Consider the following 18,159-nt stretch of genomic DNA (forward strand, 5'->3'; position numbering starts at 1 on the left):
AACAAACGCATGCGCCGAAGCCGTAAGGCTTCGAAAGCTGCATGCGAAAACAAATAATCTTCTCTGAGCGAAAACGGCCCAAAGCCGATCAAAGGGCCGCTTAAAAGCGGCCTTTTTGCTTTTAGACCGTAGATTCTCTGTAAGGGCGAAATACGGAGACGTCCTACGGGATCGAATGCAAGCATTCGACCCGGTCGAGCCGACAGACCGCTAAAGCGGTCCATCGGTTCACGACGAGCCGCTTTGCGGCTCGCGTGTCGCGGGGTGGAGCAGCCCGGTAGCTCGTCAGGCTCATAACCTGAAGGCCGCAGGTTCAAATCCTGCCCCCGCAACCAAAAATTTGAAAGACTATCAAGACTTTATCGGCCTCCCAAGTGGAGGCCGAAGTCGTTTTTAGGCTTAGCACAACGCTAGCACAAAACCGGGCCGCGATTTGACGGCTCCCTTGCTCCTGTGATTCCCTGCTCCCATAGCGAAGTAACAAAGTGAACAGGGGCGGTGATGGTAAGCCATGAAATCCTCGCGGGAATGGTCCACGTCTAGACACCCGAACGGGTGTCGTCACGAATTGCTTGTCAATTCGTCAGCCCGCTTGGCGGGCCAGCACAAGGGACCACGCCCTCGCTCTTGCCGGTCACTGACAGCTTGTCGGTGGCCGGCTTTATTCGCCGGTAGATGTAGATGACCGCGGATTCATTCGAAATACGGAGTTTTGTGGAGAATATTGACAATATTTGCTACCATACCCATACTTAAAAGAGAACGAAAGGATAAACGCATGGCTTCGGGTAGCATTCACGTCAAAGTCAGTGGTGCATTGCAGGATCATATCCAGCAGCAAATTGGCGATGATGGGCTATACGAAAATGCCAGCGAGTATATTCGCGCCTTGATCCGCCGCGACTTGCAAACGCGGGACGAGGCGTGGGAAGCCTTGCAAAAAGAACTGGCGCCCGCAATGCAGGCTAAAGACAGCGAATTCATCGCGGTCTCTGCCGAAGACGTTATTCGCCGTAACAAGCGCCTTTAACCATGGCGGGATATCGCTTTTATCCTCGTGCGGACGCCGCACAGGACAGGATTTGGCGTGATACGTCCGATAGATGGGGCGAAGGACAAGCTGATACCTATATCCGTGGCCTGCATTCTCACCTTGAGCGTCTTTGCAAAAGCCGCCTAGTCTGGCGGAAACTTCCTCAGAAGTTGGCGGTGCCTTCCGATGTGACGAGGAAGGCCTTTTTCAGCCGATATGAACATCACTACGTTTTCTTCCGCGAACTGGACAACGGCGATCTCGGTATCATGAGCATCTTGCATGAGAAGATGGATTTGCCGGTTCGGTTGAGGGAAGACCTGCACGCTTTGCATTCCAAGGATGAGGACGGCGATCAAAGCTAAGGCCAGCGGGTGATAGAAATGGTGGACGAACCCCTTAATGAAACCAAACCTCTTCATACTCTTAACGCACGCGGCAATATCCTGCTTGAGGTAGTGCGCGATCAAGTCAAGTTATCCCCGGAGCGGATGCTTCGCGAAATACAGTGGCTTCGCCATTCGGTCGAAGAGGCTCTTGCGGGAAAGGGTATTCGATACGACGATTTGAAAACGGCCCTTGTTCCCGATCACAAACGGAGGGAGATGGCGCTCGTCTTTGATAGCCGCGCGATCGAGCGAAGCTGGTATGGACTAGCGGTATTTCGTTATCTCATTCCACTCTTCAGCAAAGATGGTAATCATTCGGTTTTAGCCGGTGACTACATAGGCGGCTATGGACAACAGCCGTTCCTTCTCGAAGCCATGTCGAATGCAGTGGTGTTCGCGCGAGATGTCGATTTCGAGCATCGCGGCCAATTCTTCGTCGTCTATATCAACAATCTGACGGACGCGATGATTCAGCAGTTCCACCAAGGTCTGCTCGATTGGAAACCCTATGTCGGTTATGCCGATACGACCTACACGTCAGTTTTCAAAACGCTGCTATCCACCATGTTGGCGAACGTGTTTCTCAAGCACAGAAAGTTCATAATCCAAGGGCATGAGGACGATCGCCCTAACACGGAAAACGTCAAAATGTGCGGGTATCCCTTCGAGTAGTTTGGATTTGACTGCGTCAGTACATCGAGCGTCCGCATAACCATCGCAGCAGCCGAGGCATAAGCAACCTGGAAATAGGCGGCTCTCTGGTCGATCCCGAGATAGCCTTGCTGAATCCACTCGGCGGTCCCGCTGGCCCAGATATTCTCGTACCGACGACAGAATGTTTTCTTCTGCTCGTCCTGCAATCCCTGCGAAGGCGACGATTGGCGCGAACCTTTACCGTGCCAGATTTGCGGAAGACTGGTTAGTGCATATCGGTGGTACATTGTTCCTGCAGTCTACGTCTGCAGCCGGAAATGCAAGGTGCGCCGCAACACAATCCAGAGATTGCAACATCGTATCCGCACGCACACCACATTCCGTTGCAAGTTATGCGGCAAGGCCTTCACCCCTATGCGCAATACCGCTCATTATTGCTCGAATACATGCAGACAAAAGGCCTACCTGCGGCGCTGTGGCATATCGAGCCTCGAAAGCTCACTTCGCGATCAACAATGCCCCTTTTGCCTGAAGATTTTCAGACCGATTGGCCCCAACGCTCTTTACTGCTCCAACACTTGCAAGCAACGGGCCTATCTTAAGCGACGCGCCCTCAAGTCTCTTGATAGCGCCTTCGATCATTGTGTTCGACACGTTTGAACCAAGGGCCCTGGCGACGAATGCTGAGGACAGCGCCCGTTTTCATCCTATACGCTATCTTTTTCACGGGGGTGGACTAAAGCCGCGTCGCACCCGCCGAAGCAATCCTCAGTGAATCGCCCCGTGTCGATATCGCCGCGCGTCGGGCCAGCTATGCCGAGCAGGATTGGACACGCTTCGACGAGACTACCGATCCGTACACGCCGGAGCAGACTGCGGCCGAGCGGCAGCAATAAGCGAGAGAAACGTTTGTCCAGCCGTCCCTTGGTTGATTCTCGCGATGACAGGTTCAGTCAGAGCAATCATAAAGGCATCTGCCTCTCGCAGAATTTCGCGAATCCTGCCAATGATTGTCCATGAATGACCCCAATATCGTGCCCGAACTCCTGCGCGCAGCGAATATTATAGAGCGGTGTGTCATCTGAAATCGCGTGGAAATGGCGGTCTTTCGCTACAATATCCCCGAAATGCTCAACAGCCGTTGACGAAAGGCATTACGTTTACCGCCGGCGAGACGAGCGAGGATGGCTTTTCGCAGATCATCGATTGTACAAGCGCAGGGTCAACCATGCCGGCGTCAGCGGCGGCGCCACCGCGAAACATTATGTGCAATCTCAGCGCCCCTGCAGCGCCCTCCCATCCACCTGTTCAATCGCAAGGCCAAGATGGGCCATGGCGGTCGGCGCGATATCCACGATCGAGGTAGTGTCGGTAACCGTGCGACCTCCGGAAAATCCCCGGCCGGTCGCCATCAGGACCGGTCGGGTCTCGAACGCTCCGCGTCCGCCATGCACGCCGCAGTGTTGGCGGATATCGTCTTCGGTTTCGGAAAAGCGGACCGCCATGGCCGACAGGCCCGGAACGCCGTTGATATTGGTACCCTCGGTCTTTGCCATGTCGATTGCGAGAATGTCGTCTGAGGGAATCTGACCGAGGCTTGCGAGATACTCGCCCATGAAAACCTCTCGAACCCAGGGCTGCTCCCTCAGCCAGTGGGCCGCTTCGTCACGCCGCGCCAGAGCGTCACCACCGAAATGGATGAATGCCGAGCCGCCCTGGGGCGTCACGATGACTTCAGGGCTTTCGAGCTCCTTCTTGAAGCCGGCCTGGAAAAGCCGCCGTTCAACGGGAATAACCTCCGTTACCGCCTCATGCCCATGGTCGGAACCGACCATGAAAAGCACGTCATGGCCGTCGTCGCGAAGCCGCTCAACCGCCTGCGCAACGCGCCCGACGAGCAGGTCTGCTCCGCGCAATGCGTCCAGATGGATGTCGCTGCCGAGGGGAGCCGCGTGCATGGACTTGTCGGGCTCGGAAAGCCAAAGCGTTGCGGTGGAGGGACGCATACCATCGAGCGCGGTCAGGAAGCGCTCGGTCATGATCGCGTCGCCCTCGGCGCCGGAAGGCGAGGTGATCTGTTCGCCGGTCGGGATTCGGCCGGGACCGTAGCAAAGCTCCCGATGGAACATATGGCCATGTCCATAGCTGTCGTGGAAGAATGCCGCCCCCGGGGAGACATTCGCCGATATGATGGCGCCGTTCAGTCCGGCGACGCGTTCGGCAAGCGCCGGTCGCGTCAGCATCCTGCCGAAGTGGCGACGGTAGGTATCGTAGAATTCCGGTTTGCCGGCATCGTGGAACTCGTGTCCGCCGGGAATGGGAAGACCGACCGAATTGCCGCGCAGACCGTGATGAAGCGGATAGCTGCCGGTTGCAATGGCTGCCGAGGAAGCCCTGGTCGCAGATGGGAAGATGCCGCGATGGTTGTCAAACCAGGTTCCCGTCCGCTTCAGCGCCGCCATCTCTGGCGTCGTCGCGTCCGAAATGAAATCCGGACGATTACCGTCACAGATAACGATGACGACCATGGGGTGGCGCATGGGGAACTCCAATCATGTCTTGCATGTCAAAGGATGCTGAAACGTCGCCGGCATGTGTTTTCATCCCGGCGACCGATTTCTTCAGGGATTGACCGGGCCGATCAGCGATCAGGCCTGGGAGAAGCGAAGATTGTCCGGCCGCAGATCCATGAAGTAGAAGGTGGTTGGACGCCAGGCGATGGACTTCTTGATGGCATAGGCCTCGGACGGCTGGTAGAGGATCGTGCCCGGCACTTCCTCTTCCCACTGGTCGAGCATCTTCACGAATAGCGCCTTGCGCTTGGCCGGATCGGTTTCGGCTTCCAGCGCCTTGCCATCCTGGTTGAATTCCTTGGCCGAGGCTGCGTCCCAGACACCAGCCGCCTGGATTTCGCCCGTCGGACCCCAGGCAACCCAGAGGGCGCCGAGAGGATCGGGCAGACGCGTTGAGTTCGACCAGTTGGAGATCTGCGATACCGCCTTGCCGCGCATCTGGGCCGAGGTCTCCACGACCTGCAGCTCGGCATTGATGCCAACGGCCTTCCACATCTCGACGAGGATCTGGGCGGCTTCGAGAGCATTTGTGTAGTAGTCTGCCTGGGTGCGATAGACGATCTTCTGGCCGGTATAGCCGGCCTCCTTCAGCAGCGCCTTCGACTTTTCCGGATCGTAAGGCAGCTTGCGGCCCTCGATATACATCTGGCCATATTCCGGATAGTTGTGGCTTGCCGGAACCTTTGCCTCGCCCTGCCAGAGCGTGTCAACGAGCTTCTGCCGGTCGATGGCGGCGGAGAGCGCCTGACGCACACGCTTGTCCGCCAGCACCGGGTCACGCGTATCGAAGACGAGCACATGCGCGTTGGCGAGCACGACGGAGCGGACGTCGATATCCGGATAACCGCCAACAACGGCTTCCTGATCCGGAGGAACGTTGGTGATCAGGTCGAATTCACCCGAGACCAGGCCGGCGACGCGCGCCGCGAGCTCCGGAATGGCGCGGAAGGTGACGCGCTTCGCCGTCGGCTTGGCGAGGAAGTAATCGTCGAATGCCTCGAGAACGGTTGCATCGTTCTGGTTATGCGAAATGACCTTGTAGGGGCCGGTCGCGACCGGCGCGCGGGAATAAGCTTCAAAGCCCATTTCCTCATAGGCGCGCTTGTTGACGATCCAGGCGCACCAGGACGCAAGACGCTGCTCGAGCAGCACGTCCGGCACGCTGGTCGTGAAGCGGACGGTGTATTTGTCGACGGCCTCGACATTGGAGAGAATGCCGAAATAGGGCTTGCCGCCCGGGATCTGGGCCTTGTCGCCGCGAAGACGGCCATCCCGGAAGGTGTAGGCGACGTCGTCGGCGGTCAGCTCGTCGCCATTGTGGAACCTGACGCCCTGGCGAAGCGTGACGATCAGTTCGGACGGGCTCTTGCGCTCCCAGGCTGTGGCAAGATGCGGTTTCAGCTCGGAACCGCCGCCATCCGGCGAGCCCAGGAAATCGCGGCGTATCAGCGTGTCGAAGATCGAATAGGTGACACGTGTTCCAACGTTTGAAAGCTCGCGCGCCGGCTCGAGCGTTGCCGGCAGGGCGGCAACGGCCACGGTGAAATTCGGCCGGCTGTCGCCAGCGGCGAAGGCGAAGGGAACGTTGAGAACGAAGGGGGCGACAGCGGCCCCCTGAAGCAGCTGACGACGGTTGATCGTATACATGGAGTGCTCCGAATTTTCTGGATAATCTTCGACCGAAGATCCGGTGGGAGGGCCCCTGATAGGCAGTCGAGGTGACAGTGCGGTGACCTGAAAGTGAACTTTAAATGACTATTTTTCAGTCGGTTGCGGCATCTGCCCAGCTATGGCAACCGGGAGTAAAGGTTGCCTCGGAGCCGGATTTTTTGCTCGCATGAACGGGTCGGCCGAAGCCGCGTCGGGTCTGTTCAATCGTCCTTGTCGATGGTCGGATCGAGCTGGTCACGCAGCCAGTCGCCGAACAGGCTCATGGCAAGCGTCGTGAGAAAGATGATCAGGCCGGGGAGCACCGCGATCCACCACGCGTTCAACAGGTAGCGGCGGCCCTCGCCGAGCATCAGGCCGAGCGAGGTTCCGGGCGGCTGAACACCCAGGCCGAGAAAGGAGAGCGAGGTCTCCAGCAGAATAGTACCCGGAAAATTGAGCGTGGCCTGGACGATTAGCGAGGCGGCGATATTCGGCAGCAAATGACGGAAGACGATGCGTCCCGTTCCGGCGCCAAACGCCTCGACAGCACGAATATAGTCTGCCGACTGCTCGGAGAGCGCCAGGCCGCGCGCCAGGCGCGCATAACGTTCCCATCCTTCAAGGCTGACGAGCACGATGAAGAGGATGATATCGTTGCCGAAGAAGGCGAGGAACGCGATGGCGATGAAGAGCGAGGGCAGGGCGGTCTGCACGTCGGTCAGCATCATTGCCGCGACATCGATGATGCCGCGGAACCGACCGGCAAGAAGCCCGATAGAGGTGCCGATCGTCGCGCCGAGCAGGGTTCCGACGGCGGCGATGAGGATCGAGGTGCGCAATGCGTAGATCAATCGGCTCAGGACATCGCGACCGAGATGATCGGTTCCCAGCAGGTGATCGACGCGCCCGCCAAGGAAGACAGGCGGCCGAAAGCGAACTGCGAGATCCTGGGTCGTGTAATGATAAGGAGCAAGGATCCCGGCGAAGATCGCAACCAGGATCACGGCCGCCAGCCAGCCGAGGCAGACGAGAATGACCGGAGGCATCCCGCCGATCTGGCGGCGGCGCTGCAACTGTTCGGTCGTGCTCATCCGGCGCCTCCAAGCGTTCGGGCAAGACTGACTTTCGGGTCCATCAGCGCATGCAGGATATCGACGAAGAAATTGGAAAGAACGATGATCAGGGTGATCATCAGAATGACGGCCTGCACCACGGGCAGATCCCGCATGGTGACGGAATCGACCAGCAGGCGCCCGAGGCCCGGCCAGGCAAAGATGGTCTCCACCACAACAGTTCCGGACAGGATAAGGCCGATCTCGACGCCGAAAAACATCAGCAACGGCACCATGGCGTTCGGCAGCGCATGCCGGAGGATGACCGGCAATTGCCGCAGTCCCTTTGCGCGGGCCGTCCGGATGAACTGCTTACCCATGACCTCGAGGGTTGCTGTCCGGGCGAAGCGAGCGATCCGGCCGGCAAGCGGCAATGCGAGCGTGATCGTCGGCAGGATGAGATGGAACGGGCTGGACGAGCCCGAGGACGGCAAGACGCGCAGCTGAAGTGCAAAGATCAGGATCATCAAGATCCCGAGGAAGAAGACCGGCATCGAATAGCCGAGCACGGCCGCCGCCATCAGGGAGCGATCAACCGTCGTCCCCCGCCTCAGCGCAGCCGCAACGCCAAGGGACAGGCCGATGATCGATGCAAGCAGCAGGGCCGTGCCGCCGAGAAGGAGCGTTTTCGGCATCGCCGCCATGACGGTGTCGGTCGCAGAGGAATCGTCGGAGAAGGATTTGCCGAGATCGCCATGCACCACACGGCCGAGGAAATTGAGATACTGGACGGTGATCGGCTGATCGAGACCCCATTGCACACGATATTCCTGCCGGACATCCGGTGGTGTTTCCGGCGGCAGCAGCTCCTCGGATGGATCGCCGGCAGCGCGCAGGACGATAAAGACCAGGGTGACGCAGAGGAAGAGGGTGATGAGAGAGCGGATCGCCCGGAACCCTATTGCTTTCAAGCTAGATATCATCATGTCAGGAAATCTGTTCGCTGAGCGAAACGGGAGAGCCGATCGATCCGCCCACTGCCTTTGAGGACGCATCCGAAGCGGCCGGCAATGCGCCGGCGAGATGACAGGCAGCCTTCCGGCTTGGGCCGACATCGGCAAGCGGCGGCATCTCGCTCCTGCAGCGATCGATGGCAAAGGCGCAGCGCGGGTGGAAGGCGCAGCCGGTTGGCCGGTTGGCGGGACTGGGCGGTTCGCCCTTCAGCATGATGCGTCCCGCGAGCTTCTTGCCGGGAACCGGGGCGGCGGAGACCAGGGCGCGGGTATAGGGATGGGAGGGATGAGCAAAGAGATCGTCTGCATCGCCTTCTTCCACTATTCGGCCAAGATACATGACCGCAATCCGATGGCTGATCTGTCGGACGACGCGCAGATCATGGCTAATGAAAATGATCGACAAACCGAGTTCGCGTTGCAGGTCGGAAAGAAGATTGACGACCTGAGCCTGGATCGAGACGTCGAGCGCCGATACCGGCTCGTCACAGATCAGCAGATCCGGCTTCGTTGTCAGCGCCCGCGCCAACACCGCGCGCTGGCGCTGACCTCCGGAAAGTTCGTGCGGATAGCGGCGGGCAACCTCCTCGGAAAGGCCGACCGCACGCAGCAGGTCGCCGACCCGGGCTTCCCGCTCTCTCGGGCTGCCGATCCGGTGTATCTCCAGCGGCTCGCGCATCTGTATCGAAATCGGCAGGCGCCGGTCCAGGGCCGCGAGAGGATCCTGGTAGATCATCTGCATGCGGGTCCGCAGCCTTTTCCAGTCGGACGATCCGATGGTTGGAAGTGGCTTGTCATCGAACGCGACCGAACCACCCGTCACCGGCTCGAGGCCGAGGAGAAGCCGACCGGTCGTCGACTTGCCAGAGCCGGATTCGCCGACGATGCCGAGCGTTTCGGCGCGGCCGACCGAAAGCGTGACATCCGACACGGCCTGAATGATGGACGACTTCGCCCAGGGGCTGCGATGCACCGCATAGCTGCGTGCAATGTTCTGCGCGCGAAGAAGCACTGAACTCATGCGTCTACCCGATGCTCGCTTGGAAGGGAATGACGGACTTTCCCCGGGAGTTGCGCGGTGTTCACCAGGCAGGCGACGTTGTGATCATGACCAATGCCGGCAAGCGGCGGAATCTGTTCGTGGCATTTTGCTTCGGCGAGGGAACAGCGCGGCGCGAAGGAGCAGCCGGCCGGCAAGCGTTTGGCATCGGGCACCGTTCCGCCGATCGCCGCCAGCCGCTGGCGAGGACCGTCGATGACGGGCAGGGAGCCGATCAGGCCGCGGCTGTAGGGATGGGCGGGTTGGTCGAAAAGGTCATTGACCGACGCCTCCTCGACGATGCGGCCGGCATACATGACGGCGACGCGGTCACAGATCTGCGAGACCACGCCGAGATCGTGGCTGATGAGCACGAGCGCCATGCCGGTTTCGCGTTGCGTCAGGGCCAGAAGATCGAGAATCTGCGCCTGGATGGTGACGTCCAGAGCGGTCGTCGGCTCGTCCGCGACCAGCAGGTCCGGCTTCCCGGCCAGTGCCATGGCGATCATCACACGCTGGTTCTGGCCACCGGAGAATTCATGCGGATAGGCATTCAACCGCCGTTCGGCGTCGGGTATGCCGACGAGATCGAGCAGTCGCTTTGCCTCGGCCTTGATCGCGGCACCTGAAACACCGCGATGTAGCGCAAGCGCTTCGCCGATCTGCCGTTTGATCGTCAGCATCGGGTTGAGGGCACTGGCGGGGTCCTGAAAGATCATGGCAATCCGCCGGCCGCGAATTCCCGCAAGCGCAGAATCGGACATGTCGAGAAGATTGCGGCCATCGACCAGCACACGCCCGGTCACTTTCGCCTTGGAGGGGAGGAGGCCTAGCGCTGCAAGCCAGGTCACGGATTTACCCGATCCCGATTCACCGACAAGACCGACGGTCTCTCCGGGCGCGATCGTCAGATCGATACCGTGAAGAACCCTCGTATTGCCGAATGAGACGGTCAGTTTCTCGAGTGTTATACCAGTGAGCATCTCGACGCTCCCTGTTGCTGCGAAAAGGAGAGTTTTCGCATGAGTTCTGATTGATGCGCATCTGTGGGAAAACACGCGGACGTTCATCGAAACGCTTCGATCAGAACTCCCTATCGAGAGGACTTAACCGTTTAGTGACAAAACTAAAAAACTGCGCCCTTGGGATGAAATAGACCATTTGCGAATTTGATTTGCCAATGTCGGGCTTCTCGAAGGAAGCGCCTCGGAAACGCGTTAAAGGTCAGCCAGAAAATCATCGGGCGACTTGCTGCCACGCCGTAAAAACGCAGGTCGTATCGCGAGAAGCGTATTGATCTCGATCCGTTCGGAAGCCCGATGAATCCGCCGATTAGGCCGCAAAGGCGACTTCAAGATTCTGACGATCCTGGGCAATAATCTTGCATCTGGTCTGGAAGCCGTCTCCCGGAATGGCGAGTAAGAACTCGGTGGGTATTCCCGTCGTGACTGGGATCGAAAGCCCCGCTCTGTCGCTCCCCCAGCTCTTGACCGCGCTGTCAATCGTCGAGCGCCTGTCGTTGAAAATGATCGAGCCCGCCCTCAGCATGCGTCCGCGCTGACCAATCTGCGCCTTTCCGTCGGCCATGCGAGAGTGTGTGCGACGTCCGAGCGAATGGTCGCACCCCGTCCCGTGCGCCGCTGGCCCATATGGGTTCCTGGCACATACGAGGTCGGGCTGGATTGATTTTCGGATCAGAGATCGGCGCGCTGTTTCAGGACAAGATCGAATATAGTCGTCTTGAAGTCGAGAAGAGGCTCATCGCTCTTTTCAGCCCGCATGCGCAGCAATGCGCCCTCCCAACTGTTCAACACAAAGCGGGCCAGAAGCGCCGCTGGCAGGCCACGACTGATCGCTCCTTCATCCTGTGCCTGTGCGATACAGTGCTCGAAAAACCGCGTCCACGATCCAAAATGCATCGCAAGCCGCTCGCGCATGAGGACGCTGTGGTCGGCGACCTCGGCGCTGATATTTCCGAGCAGACACCCTCTCACGAAGCCAGCCGCCCTGAATGCCTCGATCCTGTCGTCAAAATAACCGGCCAAACGGGCGAGTGGGGCAATTGACGCATCGCAAAGCATGCTGCGCAGCTTGTCCTCATTGCGATCAAAATAGGCGTCGAGGACTTCGGCGCCGAAAACCTCTTTGCTGGCGAAGTGATTGTAGAACGATCCCTTTGGGACGCCGACACTCTCGGCAATGCCCTGAACACCGGTTGCGGCATATCCGTCGGTGTGAAACATCCGCAATCCCGCCTGAACGAGATTGTCGCGCGTCCCAAGCTTCGGTTTTGGACCCCTTCGGCCAGTTGACGAAGATTTCATTCAATACATCCTTGACTAATTAATTCCGACCGGTCACCTTGTGATTATTAGCACCCCGTAAGCCGGTGTCAAGAAATGCCTTTTGCCGCGGATCATCTCACCCTGCCCGACGCATAACTACGCAGCCGGGTCCGCACCATTCGACCCGATAATCCATCCTTCTCAAACTATGGAGAAAAACATGACCTCAGCCTTAGATGATGGACTTTCCTGGAGCACACTCAACATCAAACGGTCAGGTCTCAGCCGCGATGTGCCGCCCGGCCACGAAGAGCTGATGTGGGTGGCGAACTCATCAACGCTGATCTACGGCGAACGCGACGCCATCCTGGTCGACACCTTCCTTACTACCGAACAGACACAGACGCTGTCGGATTGGGTGGCCGCTACTGGCAAAAATCTGACGGCCATCTACATCACTCACGGGCATGGCGATCACTTCTTTGGACTGGCGCCACTCCTCGAACGCTTTCCGAATGCCAGGGCCGTCGCAACGCCAGCCGTGGTCGAGGCCATGCACGAGCATCTGTCGCCGGCCTCGGTCGAGAACTTCTGGCGCAGGCTGTTTCCAGGTCAGATCCCCGACCGGCTGCTTGCGGCCGAACCGCTGGACAACAATGAACTGGAGCTGGAAGGGCACAAGCTTGTGGCAATGAACGCCGGGCGGACCGATACGGCCGTGTCGACATGCCTCTATGTTCCGTCGGCGGGGCTGATCGTCGGCGGTGACGTCGTCTATAACGGCATTCACCTCTATCTCGGCGAAACCACGACGGAAAGCCGGGTCGAATGGATTTCGGCGCTGGATCGGCTCGAAGCCCTTGCTCCCCGCACGGTTATCGCAGGGCACAAGGTGCCGGAAAATCCTGACGATCCATGCATCATCAATGAGACGCGGCAATATATCCGCGACTTCAATCGCTTGAACGAGGCAACAAAGACCGCCCGCGAACTCTATGACGCAATGCTGCAGCTCTATCCCAATCGGGTCAACGTCGGCTCGCTTTGGGGAGCCGCAAACATCGCCAAGAAGCAGGCTTGAGGCCGGAGACGGGACGGTCGTCTTAGCCGGCGGCCGTCATCCTGCAGGCACATCAATTTTAACAGAGGATATCCAATGCAGAAAATGCTCCTTGCTGCCACCTTCACTCTGGCAACCGTCTTTGCAGGCTTCGCGACCGTCGCTTCGGCAACCAACCAGGGCCCACTGGACGCCCGCACCATCGACACGATCGAAGCACGCTTCAGCAAGCTCATGGAACTGGCGAACAAGCACGACATCAAGGGCCTGCACACGATGTTTTGGCAGTCGCCTTCCGCTCTTCTGGTCGCAAAGAGCGCCATACCATCCGAAGGCAACTGGGCAGGCTTCTGGGGCAACGATGCGATCGATCAGAAACTGCATGACATTGCGGCCTCCGGCCCTGTCGTGCTGACACCCGATCTGTCCAAACTCAAGGTCGTCGGGCTGACTCCGGATATCGCCGAGTCCTACGCTCCAATGAATATTACCGTGTCCTATGCTGGACAGGACGGGACCCCAAAACCCTTCCTGATGATCATCAATTGGAAGAAGATCGCGAAGGACTGGAAGGTCGCCTCCGAAATCATCCTCCCAGTGCCGCCGACCCCCGTATCTAGGGACGCTCAGCAAGGATAACACGCCCTTTTGTGCGGTGTTCGGTCACTCACGAACTATGTGAGCTTGGCTGAAGATATCAAGCGAACTCGAAATCTCATTGAGGAGTGTCAAAGAGGCCGCCGCCCGGTGGCTCCGGGGTTCGAAATGCGGTCGAAATCCGGCGTCGTTTCACCCGAGCATCCCCTTGTCCGAAGGGGGTGCCGCGGTGGTTCCGGTGTTCGGCTGCGGGTGCGCGGCCCCGAACAGTCTCAGCTTGACGATCTCCCTCACTGTCTGAACGAAGATATAAAGCAGCGGAATGATGAGAAGGCCCACGATCGTTCCGAGCAACAGTCCGCCAAGGACGGTTACGCCGATTGCCTGGCGGCTGCCTGCTCCCGCACCGGTCGCCACCACCAGTGGCACCACGCCCAATATGGATGCCATTGCCGTCATCAATACCGGCCTGAAGCGCTGCGACGTTCCCTCGGTTGCCGCTTCCATGACGCTGAAGCCTTCTTCCCGGCGCTCCTTGGCGAATTCCACGATGAGGATGGCGTTCTTTGCTGCCAGCCCGATCAGCAGCAGCAGGCCGATCTGCGCGTAGATGTTAAGATCGATGCCGCCGATCGCAAGGCCGGCCAAGGCTCCGAGAACTGCGACGGTTACAGACATCATCACCGCCAGCGGGACACTCCAGCTTTCATATTGGGCAACGAGGAACAGATAGGTGAAAATGATCCCCATGATCAGGATGATGATGGTCTGTCCGCCAGCTTGCTTTTCCTGAAGAGCCAGTCCCGTCCATTGAAATCCGAAGCCTGGCGGCAGCTTTTCGGCGGCAAGCGTTTCCATGGCGTCGAGGGCGTCCCCGGTGCTCGCTCCTGGCGCAGCCTGCCCGTTGATTGCGGCGGAGGGGAAAAGATTGTAGCGGTTGACCGAGTTCGGCCCGTAGATGGTCGAGATGGAGACCATTCCCTGCAGCGGAACCAGGTCGCCCGACTGGCTTCGCACCCTCAGCCGCTGGATGTCTTCGATGCGCGTCCGGAAATTCGGTTCATCCTGAATGCGAACCTGGTAAACACGCGAGAATATGTTGAAGTCATCGACATAGGCCGATCCGTGATGCGCTTGCAGCGCGCTGAAGATCGTCGCCGGAGAAACGCCGAAAAGCTCGGCACGGCGGCGATCGATGTCGAGATAGATCTGCGGCGCGTCTGCCGAAAACGTGCTGAAGACACCTGTCAGTCGCTTCGTCTGATTGGCCGCGATGATCAAGCCGCGCATTACTTCGGCGAGTTCTTCCTGGCTTTGCCCGGCACGAGCCTGGAGGCGGAAGTCGAAGCCGCCGGTCGTGCCGAGACCGGGTATCGCTGGCGGATTGAAGGGCACGATCGACGCGGTAGAAATCCTGCTGAACTCCCCACGCAGCCGGTTCATGATCGCAAAGACGCTCTGGTCCGAGCCGCGCTCGCTCCACGGCTTCAGCGCCGAGATAACCATTGCAGAATTCGAGCCGCCACCACCGATCATGCTCGTTCCGGCGATGGCGATGGTATTGGCAACGCCCGGCGTCCGCTGAAGCACGGAGGTGACTGTCGCGATCGTCTGCTGCGTGCGCTCGAGGGACGCGGAATCCGGCAATTGCACATTCATGAACAGATAGCCCTGGTCCTCCGATGGCACAAAGCCCACGGGCAGAATGCGATAGAAGCCGAAGATGCCGACCACGATCACGGCAAGAACGAGCAGGCTTAGGGCAATCCTGCGGGCGAATACCGCCAGCAAACGCAGGTAAAACCGTCTCGATGCATCGAGCCCCGCGTTTATCTTCTCGAAAATTCGCGACCGGCCCGCCTGCGCCGGCCGTAGGATCAGGACGCAGAGCGCTGGACTGAGCGTCAGCGCATTGATCGTCGAGAAGGTGATGGTGATCAGAATGGTGACCGCGAACTGCCGGTAAAGTTCACCGGTTATGCCGGCGAGGAAGGCGACTGGTACGAAGAGGGCGGCCAGCACCAAGGTCGTAGCGACGATCGGCCCCGTGACCTGGCTCATGGTGCGCAACGTCGCCTCGCGCACGTCGACACCGGCCTCGCTCATGATGCGCTGCACGTTTTCCACCACGATGATCGCATCATCAACAACCAGGCTGATTGCGAGTATCATGGCGAAAAGTGTGATCGTATTCGCCGAATAGCCCATGAGGTAGAGCACGGCGAAGCCACCGACCAGGGAAACGGGTATCGTCAGCGTCGGGATAATCGTCGCACGCCAGTCCTGCAGGAATAAAAACACAACGGCCACGACGAGCGCGAAGGTGATCGCAAGCGTGACGAAAATCTCATGGATCGTTTGTCGAACGAAAGCGGTCGTATCGAAGACGACCGTATATGCGACATCATCGGGAAACTGTTTCGACAAGGTCTCCAGTTCGCCAAGAACGGCGTTCGATACGGCCAGCGCATTGGCATCGGCCGATTGATAAACGACGACCGTCGCGCTGGGCTTGCCGTTCAGGGTCGACGTCGTATCGTAGGATTCCGCGCCTAGTTCGACACGTGCGACATCACGGAGATGAACGATCGCTCCATCCTTGTTGGTGCGGATGATGATGTCGCCGAACTCCGTTGCATCAGCAAGCCTTCCGCGCGCCATGACCGTCAACTGCAGCTGCTGGCCGGCGGGCGACGGGGGAGAGCCCAGTTGACCGGCCGACGCCTGCGCGTTCTGGGCCTGGATGGCGGCGGTGAGGTCCGAGGCAGTGACGCCGAGAGCCTGCATGCGATCGGGGTTCATCCAGATACGCATGCTGTAGGCCGGACCAAACACGCTCGCCTCGCCAACGCCCGGCAGACGCGCGATCGCGTCCCTTATGTTGATCATCGCGTAATTGCTGATGAAGACGTCGTCCTTGGTGCCTTTCGGCGAATAAATCGCAAAGCCGAGCAGCATGCTGGACGAACGAGTTCTGACCGAGACACCTGTCTGGGTGACGGCGGCGGGTAGTCGCGGCGATGCCAGCGCCACGCGGTTTTGCACGTTGACCTGTGCAATGTCCGGATCCGTGCCCGCCGCGAATGTCACCGTCAGGCTATAGGTGCCGTTATTGGTACTCGATGACGACATGTAGAGCATGTTGTCGACGCCGTTCACCTGATCCTCGATCGGTGCCGCCACACTGTCGGTCATGACGCTTGCATTCGCCCCGGGATAGCTCGCCGTCACCTGCACTTCAGGCGGCGTGATCTGCGGAAACTGCGCGACTGGGATCAGGAGGAGTGAGACCCCGCCCGCGATCATCATCACGATTGCGATGACCATCGCGAATCTCGGCCTGGCAATGAAGTGCGCCGATATGTTCATTGCGCTGAGCCTGATTGCGATGCGGTGGGCGCGAGCGAAAGCACGCTGCTATCGGTTGGAGAGACGTCAACGGGATTGACGACCACGCCTTCAGAGACGTTCTGAAAGCCCTCGACTATCAGTTTTTCACCGCCTTTCAGGCCATCGTCCACCGCCCAATTGCCGCCGACCTGCTGGGAGACCTTTATTCGTCGCAGCTCGACGGCATTCTTCTCGTTGACCAACAGGACGAACTTGCCTTCACGATCCTGCTGCACTGCCCCCAACGGCACAACCGGGCGCAGTGTCTTTTCCGCCTCCGATATGAGGACGGTGACGAACTGGCCTGGAATAAGAAGGGCATCCGGATTGGGAAACAGCGTTCGAATCGGAAGCGTTCCCGTCGCCGGGTCGATTTCATTGCCGAAGAATTCGATTTTTCCCGGCTGCTTGTACGGCTGGCCGTTCGAGAGCCGCAGCGTGGGCCGATAGCGGCTGGTGAGCTCCTCCTTGCCGATATCACCGGCCGCCGCGCGCAATTCAAGGATGGATCGGTCGCTCACGGAGAATACCACGCGGATCGGATCCATTTCGACGACCCGTGCAAGCGCCGTCGAACTGCCGCTGACGAAGCTTCCCACAGACAGTTCCGCCGCCCCGATGCGGCCGTCGATCGGCGAGGTTATTCGGGTGTAGCTGAGATTGAGCTCGGCCTGGTCAACGCGTGTTTGTGCCGACAACAGGTTTGCCTGTCCGGTCTCAACCGCCGCTTGGCTTTCTTCCAGCGTCGCGCGCGGTACGGTCTGGCCCGTCAGCGACTGATTTCGAGCAACGCGGCGTTGGGCGTCGTCCAAGGTCGCTTGGGCGCTCGCAAGCGCTGCCTTGGCGTCCGCCAACGATATCTCGAGTGATCGTTTGTCGATCAGGAAAAGATCCTGATTCTTCTTGACCAGTTGACCTTCGTCAAAAAGACGTTCGTCCAGAAAGCCTTCGATCCGTGAACGGATATCGACGGAATTGACCGCCTCCACGCGACCGACGAATTCATGCGTCGGCGAAACATCTTGGACCGGAACGTTGAAGACGCCCACGGAAGGCCCGGCCTCTGCTGTGGCGCTCTTCGGTGCGGACATCAACGTGGCCGATAATATTATGAGGCATACCGATCGAATTCGACGTCGCACTTTCATCGACCAGTCTCCACCTGAACCGAGATATTTCTCAAGTCGACACGTATGGAAGCAGTCTGACGCGGAAAATTAGTATATATTCAAATACTACTGCTAGTCGTTGAAATCGGCAAGCCGTCAGCGATGGTCCTGTTGTTGGAGCACGAGCTTTGCAGATGTGGATCGGATGTGGGGCAGTTTGGAAGCGGCCTGGACGGCCGTTTCGGAGAAAGCGCCGCCTGTCGTTTCCTGCCCTTGTTCGGGCAAAAAAGCTTCTCGGTTATGCGCGTATCTCGT

The 18,159-nt window shown here is 59.0% G+C and carries 14 protein-coding genes, 1 tRNA gene and 1 pseudogene; 6 read left to right on the forward strand and 10 right to left on the reverse strand.

The genetic code is table 11. From position 1 onward, the window contains the following. Positions 1-258: 258 nt before the first annotated feature. From DTW90_RS31850 to DTW90_RS37390, 4 genes are all read left to right on the forward strand, one after another. A tRNA-Met gene (locus tag DTW90_RS31850) sits at positions 259-335 on the forward strand. 443 nt (positions 336-778) lie between these two features. Then, a complete protein-coding gene (locus DTW90_RS31855; RefSeq protein WP_132527978.1) occupies positions 779-1,030 on the forward strand; it encodes a transcriptional regulator in 252 nt (83 codons plus the stop codon). Between the two features lie 2 nt (positions 1,031-1,032). Further along, positions 1,033-1,398 (forward strand): type II toxin-antitoxin system RelE/ParE family toxin, encoded by a 366-nt coding sequence (locus DTW90_RS31860; protein WP_149343611.1) that lies wholly within the window; start codon positions 1,033-1,035, stop codon positions 1,396-1,398. A gap of 18 nt (positions 1,399-1,416) precedes the next feature. Then, positions 1,417-2,094, forward strand: coding sequence for a hypothetical protein (locus tag DTW90_RS37390; RefSeq protein ID WP_188080119.1), 678 nt, complete (start codon positions 1,417-1,419; stop codon positions 2,092-2,094). 1,256 nt (positions 2,095-3,350) lie between these two features. Here DTW90_RS37390 and DTW90_RS31870 read toward each other — a convergent pair. The 8 genes and pseudogenes from DTW90_RS31870 to DTW90_RS31905 all read right to left on the reverse strand — a co-directional run bounded on the left by DTW90_RS31870 (position 3,351) and on the right by DTW90_RS31905 (position 11,727). After that, positions 3,351-4,616, reverse strand: a complete 1,266-nt coding sequence (locus DTW90_RS31870; protein WP_149343614.1) for an alkaline phosphatase family protein — start codon at positions 4,614-4,616, stop codon at positions 3,351-3,353. Positions 4,617-4,724: 108 nt separating this feature from the next. Continuing rightward, positions 4,725-6,296 (reverse strand): ABC transporter substrate-binding protein, encoded by a 1,572-nt coding sequence (locus DTW90_RS31875; RefSeq protein ID WP_149343616.1) that lies wholly within the window; start codon positions 6,294-6,296, stop codon positions 4,725-4,727. Between the two features lie 224 nt (positions 6,297-6,520). After that, positions 6,521-7,390: an ABC transporter permease gene (locus DTW90_RS31880; RefSeq protein WP_149343618.1), complete on the reverse strand. Its 870-nt coding sequence runs from the start codon at positions 7,388-7,390 to the stop codon at positions 6,521-6,523. Continuing rightward, positions 7,387-8,322, reverse strand: a complete 936-nt coding sequence (locus tag DTW90_RS31885; RefSeq protein WP_246665133.1) for an ABC transporter permease — start codon at positions 8,320-8,322, stop codon at positions 7,387-7,389. Before DTW90_RS31885 ends, DTW90_RS31880 begins: the two co-directional genes overlap by 4 nt. A 16-nt stretch (positions 8,323-8,338) precedes the next feature. Then, positions 8,339-9,385, reverse strand: coding sequence for an ABC transporter ATP-binding protein (locus tag DTW90_RS31890; protein ID WP_149343621.1), 1,047 nt, complete (start codon positions 9,383-9,385; stop codon positions 8,339-8,341). Continuing rightward, positions 9,382-10,386 (reverse strand): ABC transporter ATP-binding protein, encoded by a 1,005-nt coding sequence (locus DTW90_RS31895; RefSeq protein WP_149343623.1) that lies wholly within the window; start codon positions 10,384-10,386, stop codon positions 9,382-9,384. The genes DTW90_RS31890 and DTW90_RS31895 overlap by 4 nt, the downstream gene beginning before the upstream one ends. 349 nt (positions 10,387-10,735) lie before the next feature. Next, a pseudogene (locus DTW90_RS31900) lies at positions 10,736-10,969 on the reverse strand (sensor domain-containing diguanylate cyclase); the annotation flags it as partial. 128 nt (positions 10,970-11,097) lie between these two features. Next, positions 11,098-11,727 (reverse strand): TetR/AcrR family transcriptional regulator, encoded by a 630-nt coding sequence (locus tag DTW90_RS31905; protein WP_149343627.1) that lies wholly within the window; start codon positions 11,725-11,727, stop codon positions 11,098-11,100. Between the two features lie 181 nt (positions 11,728-11,908). Here DTW90_RS31905 and DTW90_RS31910 point away from each other — a divergent pair, with 181 nt between their 5' ends. Together DTW90_RS31910 and DTW90_RS31915 are read left to right on the forward strand one after the other, a co-directional pair. Further along, positions 11,909-12,769, forward strand: coding sequence for an MBL fold metallo-hydrolase (locus DTW90_RS31910; protein WP_188080120.1), 861 nt, complete (start codon positions 11,909-11,911; stop codon positions 12,767-12,769). Positions 12,770-12,844: 75 nt separating this feature from the next. Continuing rightward, the gene (locus DTW90_RS31915; RefSeq protein ID WP_149343629.1) at positions 12,845-13,387 is read left to right on the forward strand and encodes a hypothetical protein; all 543 of its coding nucleotides are present in this window, start codon (positions 12,845-12,847) and stop codon (positions 13,385-13,387) included. 150 nt (positions 13,388-13,537) lie between these two features. On the opposite strand, the gene DTW90_RS31920 is transcribed toward DTW90_RS31915, so the two are convergent. Both DTW90_RS31920 and DTW90_RS31925 read right to left on the reverse strand, forming a co-directional pair. Continuing rightward, positions 13,538-16,714 (reverse strand): multidrug efflux RND transporter permease subunit, encoded by a 3,177-nt coding sequence (locus tag DTW90_RS31920; RefSeq protein WP_149343631.1) that lies wholly within the window; start codon positions 16,712-16,714, stop codon positions 13,538-13,540. Continuing rightward, positions 16,711-17,826 (reverse strand): efflux RND transporter periplasmic adaptor subunit, encoded by a 1,116-nt coding sequence (locus DTW90_RS31925; RefSeq protein WP_246665134.1) that lies wholly within the window; start codon positions 17,824-17,826, stop codon positions 16,711-16,713. Before DTW90_RS31925 ends, DTW90_RS31920 begins: the two co-directional genes overlap by 4 nt. Positions 17,827-18,159 lie beyond the last annotated feature (333 nt).

Origin of the sequence: Neorhizobium sp. P12A (genome assembly GCF_008365395.1) — a bacterium.
Classification (GTDB): domain Bacteria; phylum Pseudomonadota; class Alphaproteobacteria; order Rhizobiales; family Rhizobiaceae; genus Rhizobium.

Excerpts from the sequence above, each read along its gene's own strand:
- DTW90_RS31855 (WP_132527978.1), top strand. The coding sequence starts at position 779 with ATGGCTTCGGGTAGCATTCACGTCAAAGTCAGTGGTGCATTGCAGGAT.
- DTW90_RS31895 (WP_149343623.1), bottom strand. The coding sequence starts at position 10,386 with ATGCTCACTGGTATAACACTCGAGAAACTGACCGTCTCATTCGGCAAT.
- DTW90_RS31925 (WP_246665134.1), bottom strand. The coding sequence starts at position 17,826 with ATGTCCGCACCGAAGAGCGCCACAGCAGAGGCCGGGCCTTCCGTGGGC.
- DTW90_RS37390 (WP_188080119.1), top strand. The coding sequence starts at position 1,417 with ATGGTGGACGAACCCCTTAATGAAACCAAACCTCTTCATACTCTTAAC.
- DTW90_RS31890 (WP_149343621.1), bottom strand. The coding sequence starts at position 9,385 with ATGAGTTCAGTGCTTCTTCGCGCGCAGAACATTGCACGCAGCTATGCG.
- DTW90_RS31915 (WP_149343629.1), top strand. The coding sequence starts at position 12,845 with ATGCAGAAAATGCTCCTTGCTGCCACCTTCACTCTGGCAACCGTCTTT.
- DTW90_RS31860 (WP_149343611.1), top strand. The coding sequence starts at position 1,033 with ATGGCGGGATATCGCTTTTATCCTCGTGCGGACGCCGCACAGGACAGG.
- DTW90_RS31870 (WP_149343614.1), bottom strand. The coding sequence starts at position 4,616 with ATGCGCCACCCCATGGTCGTCATCGTTATCTGTGACGGTAATCGTCCG.
- DTW90_RS31920 (WP_149343631.1), bottom strand. The coding sequence starts at position 16,714 with ATGAACATATCGGCGCACTTCATTGCCAGGCCGAGATTCGCGATGGTC.
- DTW90_RS31880 (WP_149343618.1), bottom strand. The coding sequence starts at position 7,390 with ATGAGCACGACCGAACAGTTGCAGCGCCGCCGCCAGATCGGCGGGATG.
- DTW90_RS31905 (WP_149343627.1), bottom strand. The coding sequence starts at position 11,727 with ATGAAATCTTCGTCAACTGGCCGAAGGGGTCCAAAACCGAAGCTTGGG.
- DTW90_RS31910 (WP_188080120.1), top strand. The coding sequence starts at position 11,909 with ATGACCTCAGCCTTAGATGATGGACTTTCCTGGAGCACACTCAACATC.
- DTW90_RS31875 (WP_149343616.1), bottom strand. The coding sequence starts at position 6,296 with ATGTATACGATCAACCGTCGTCAGCTGCTTCAGGGGGCCGCTGTCGCC.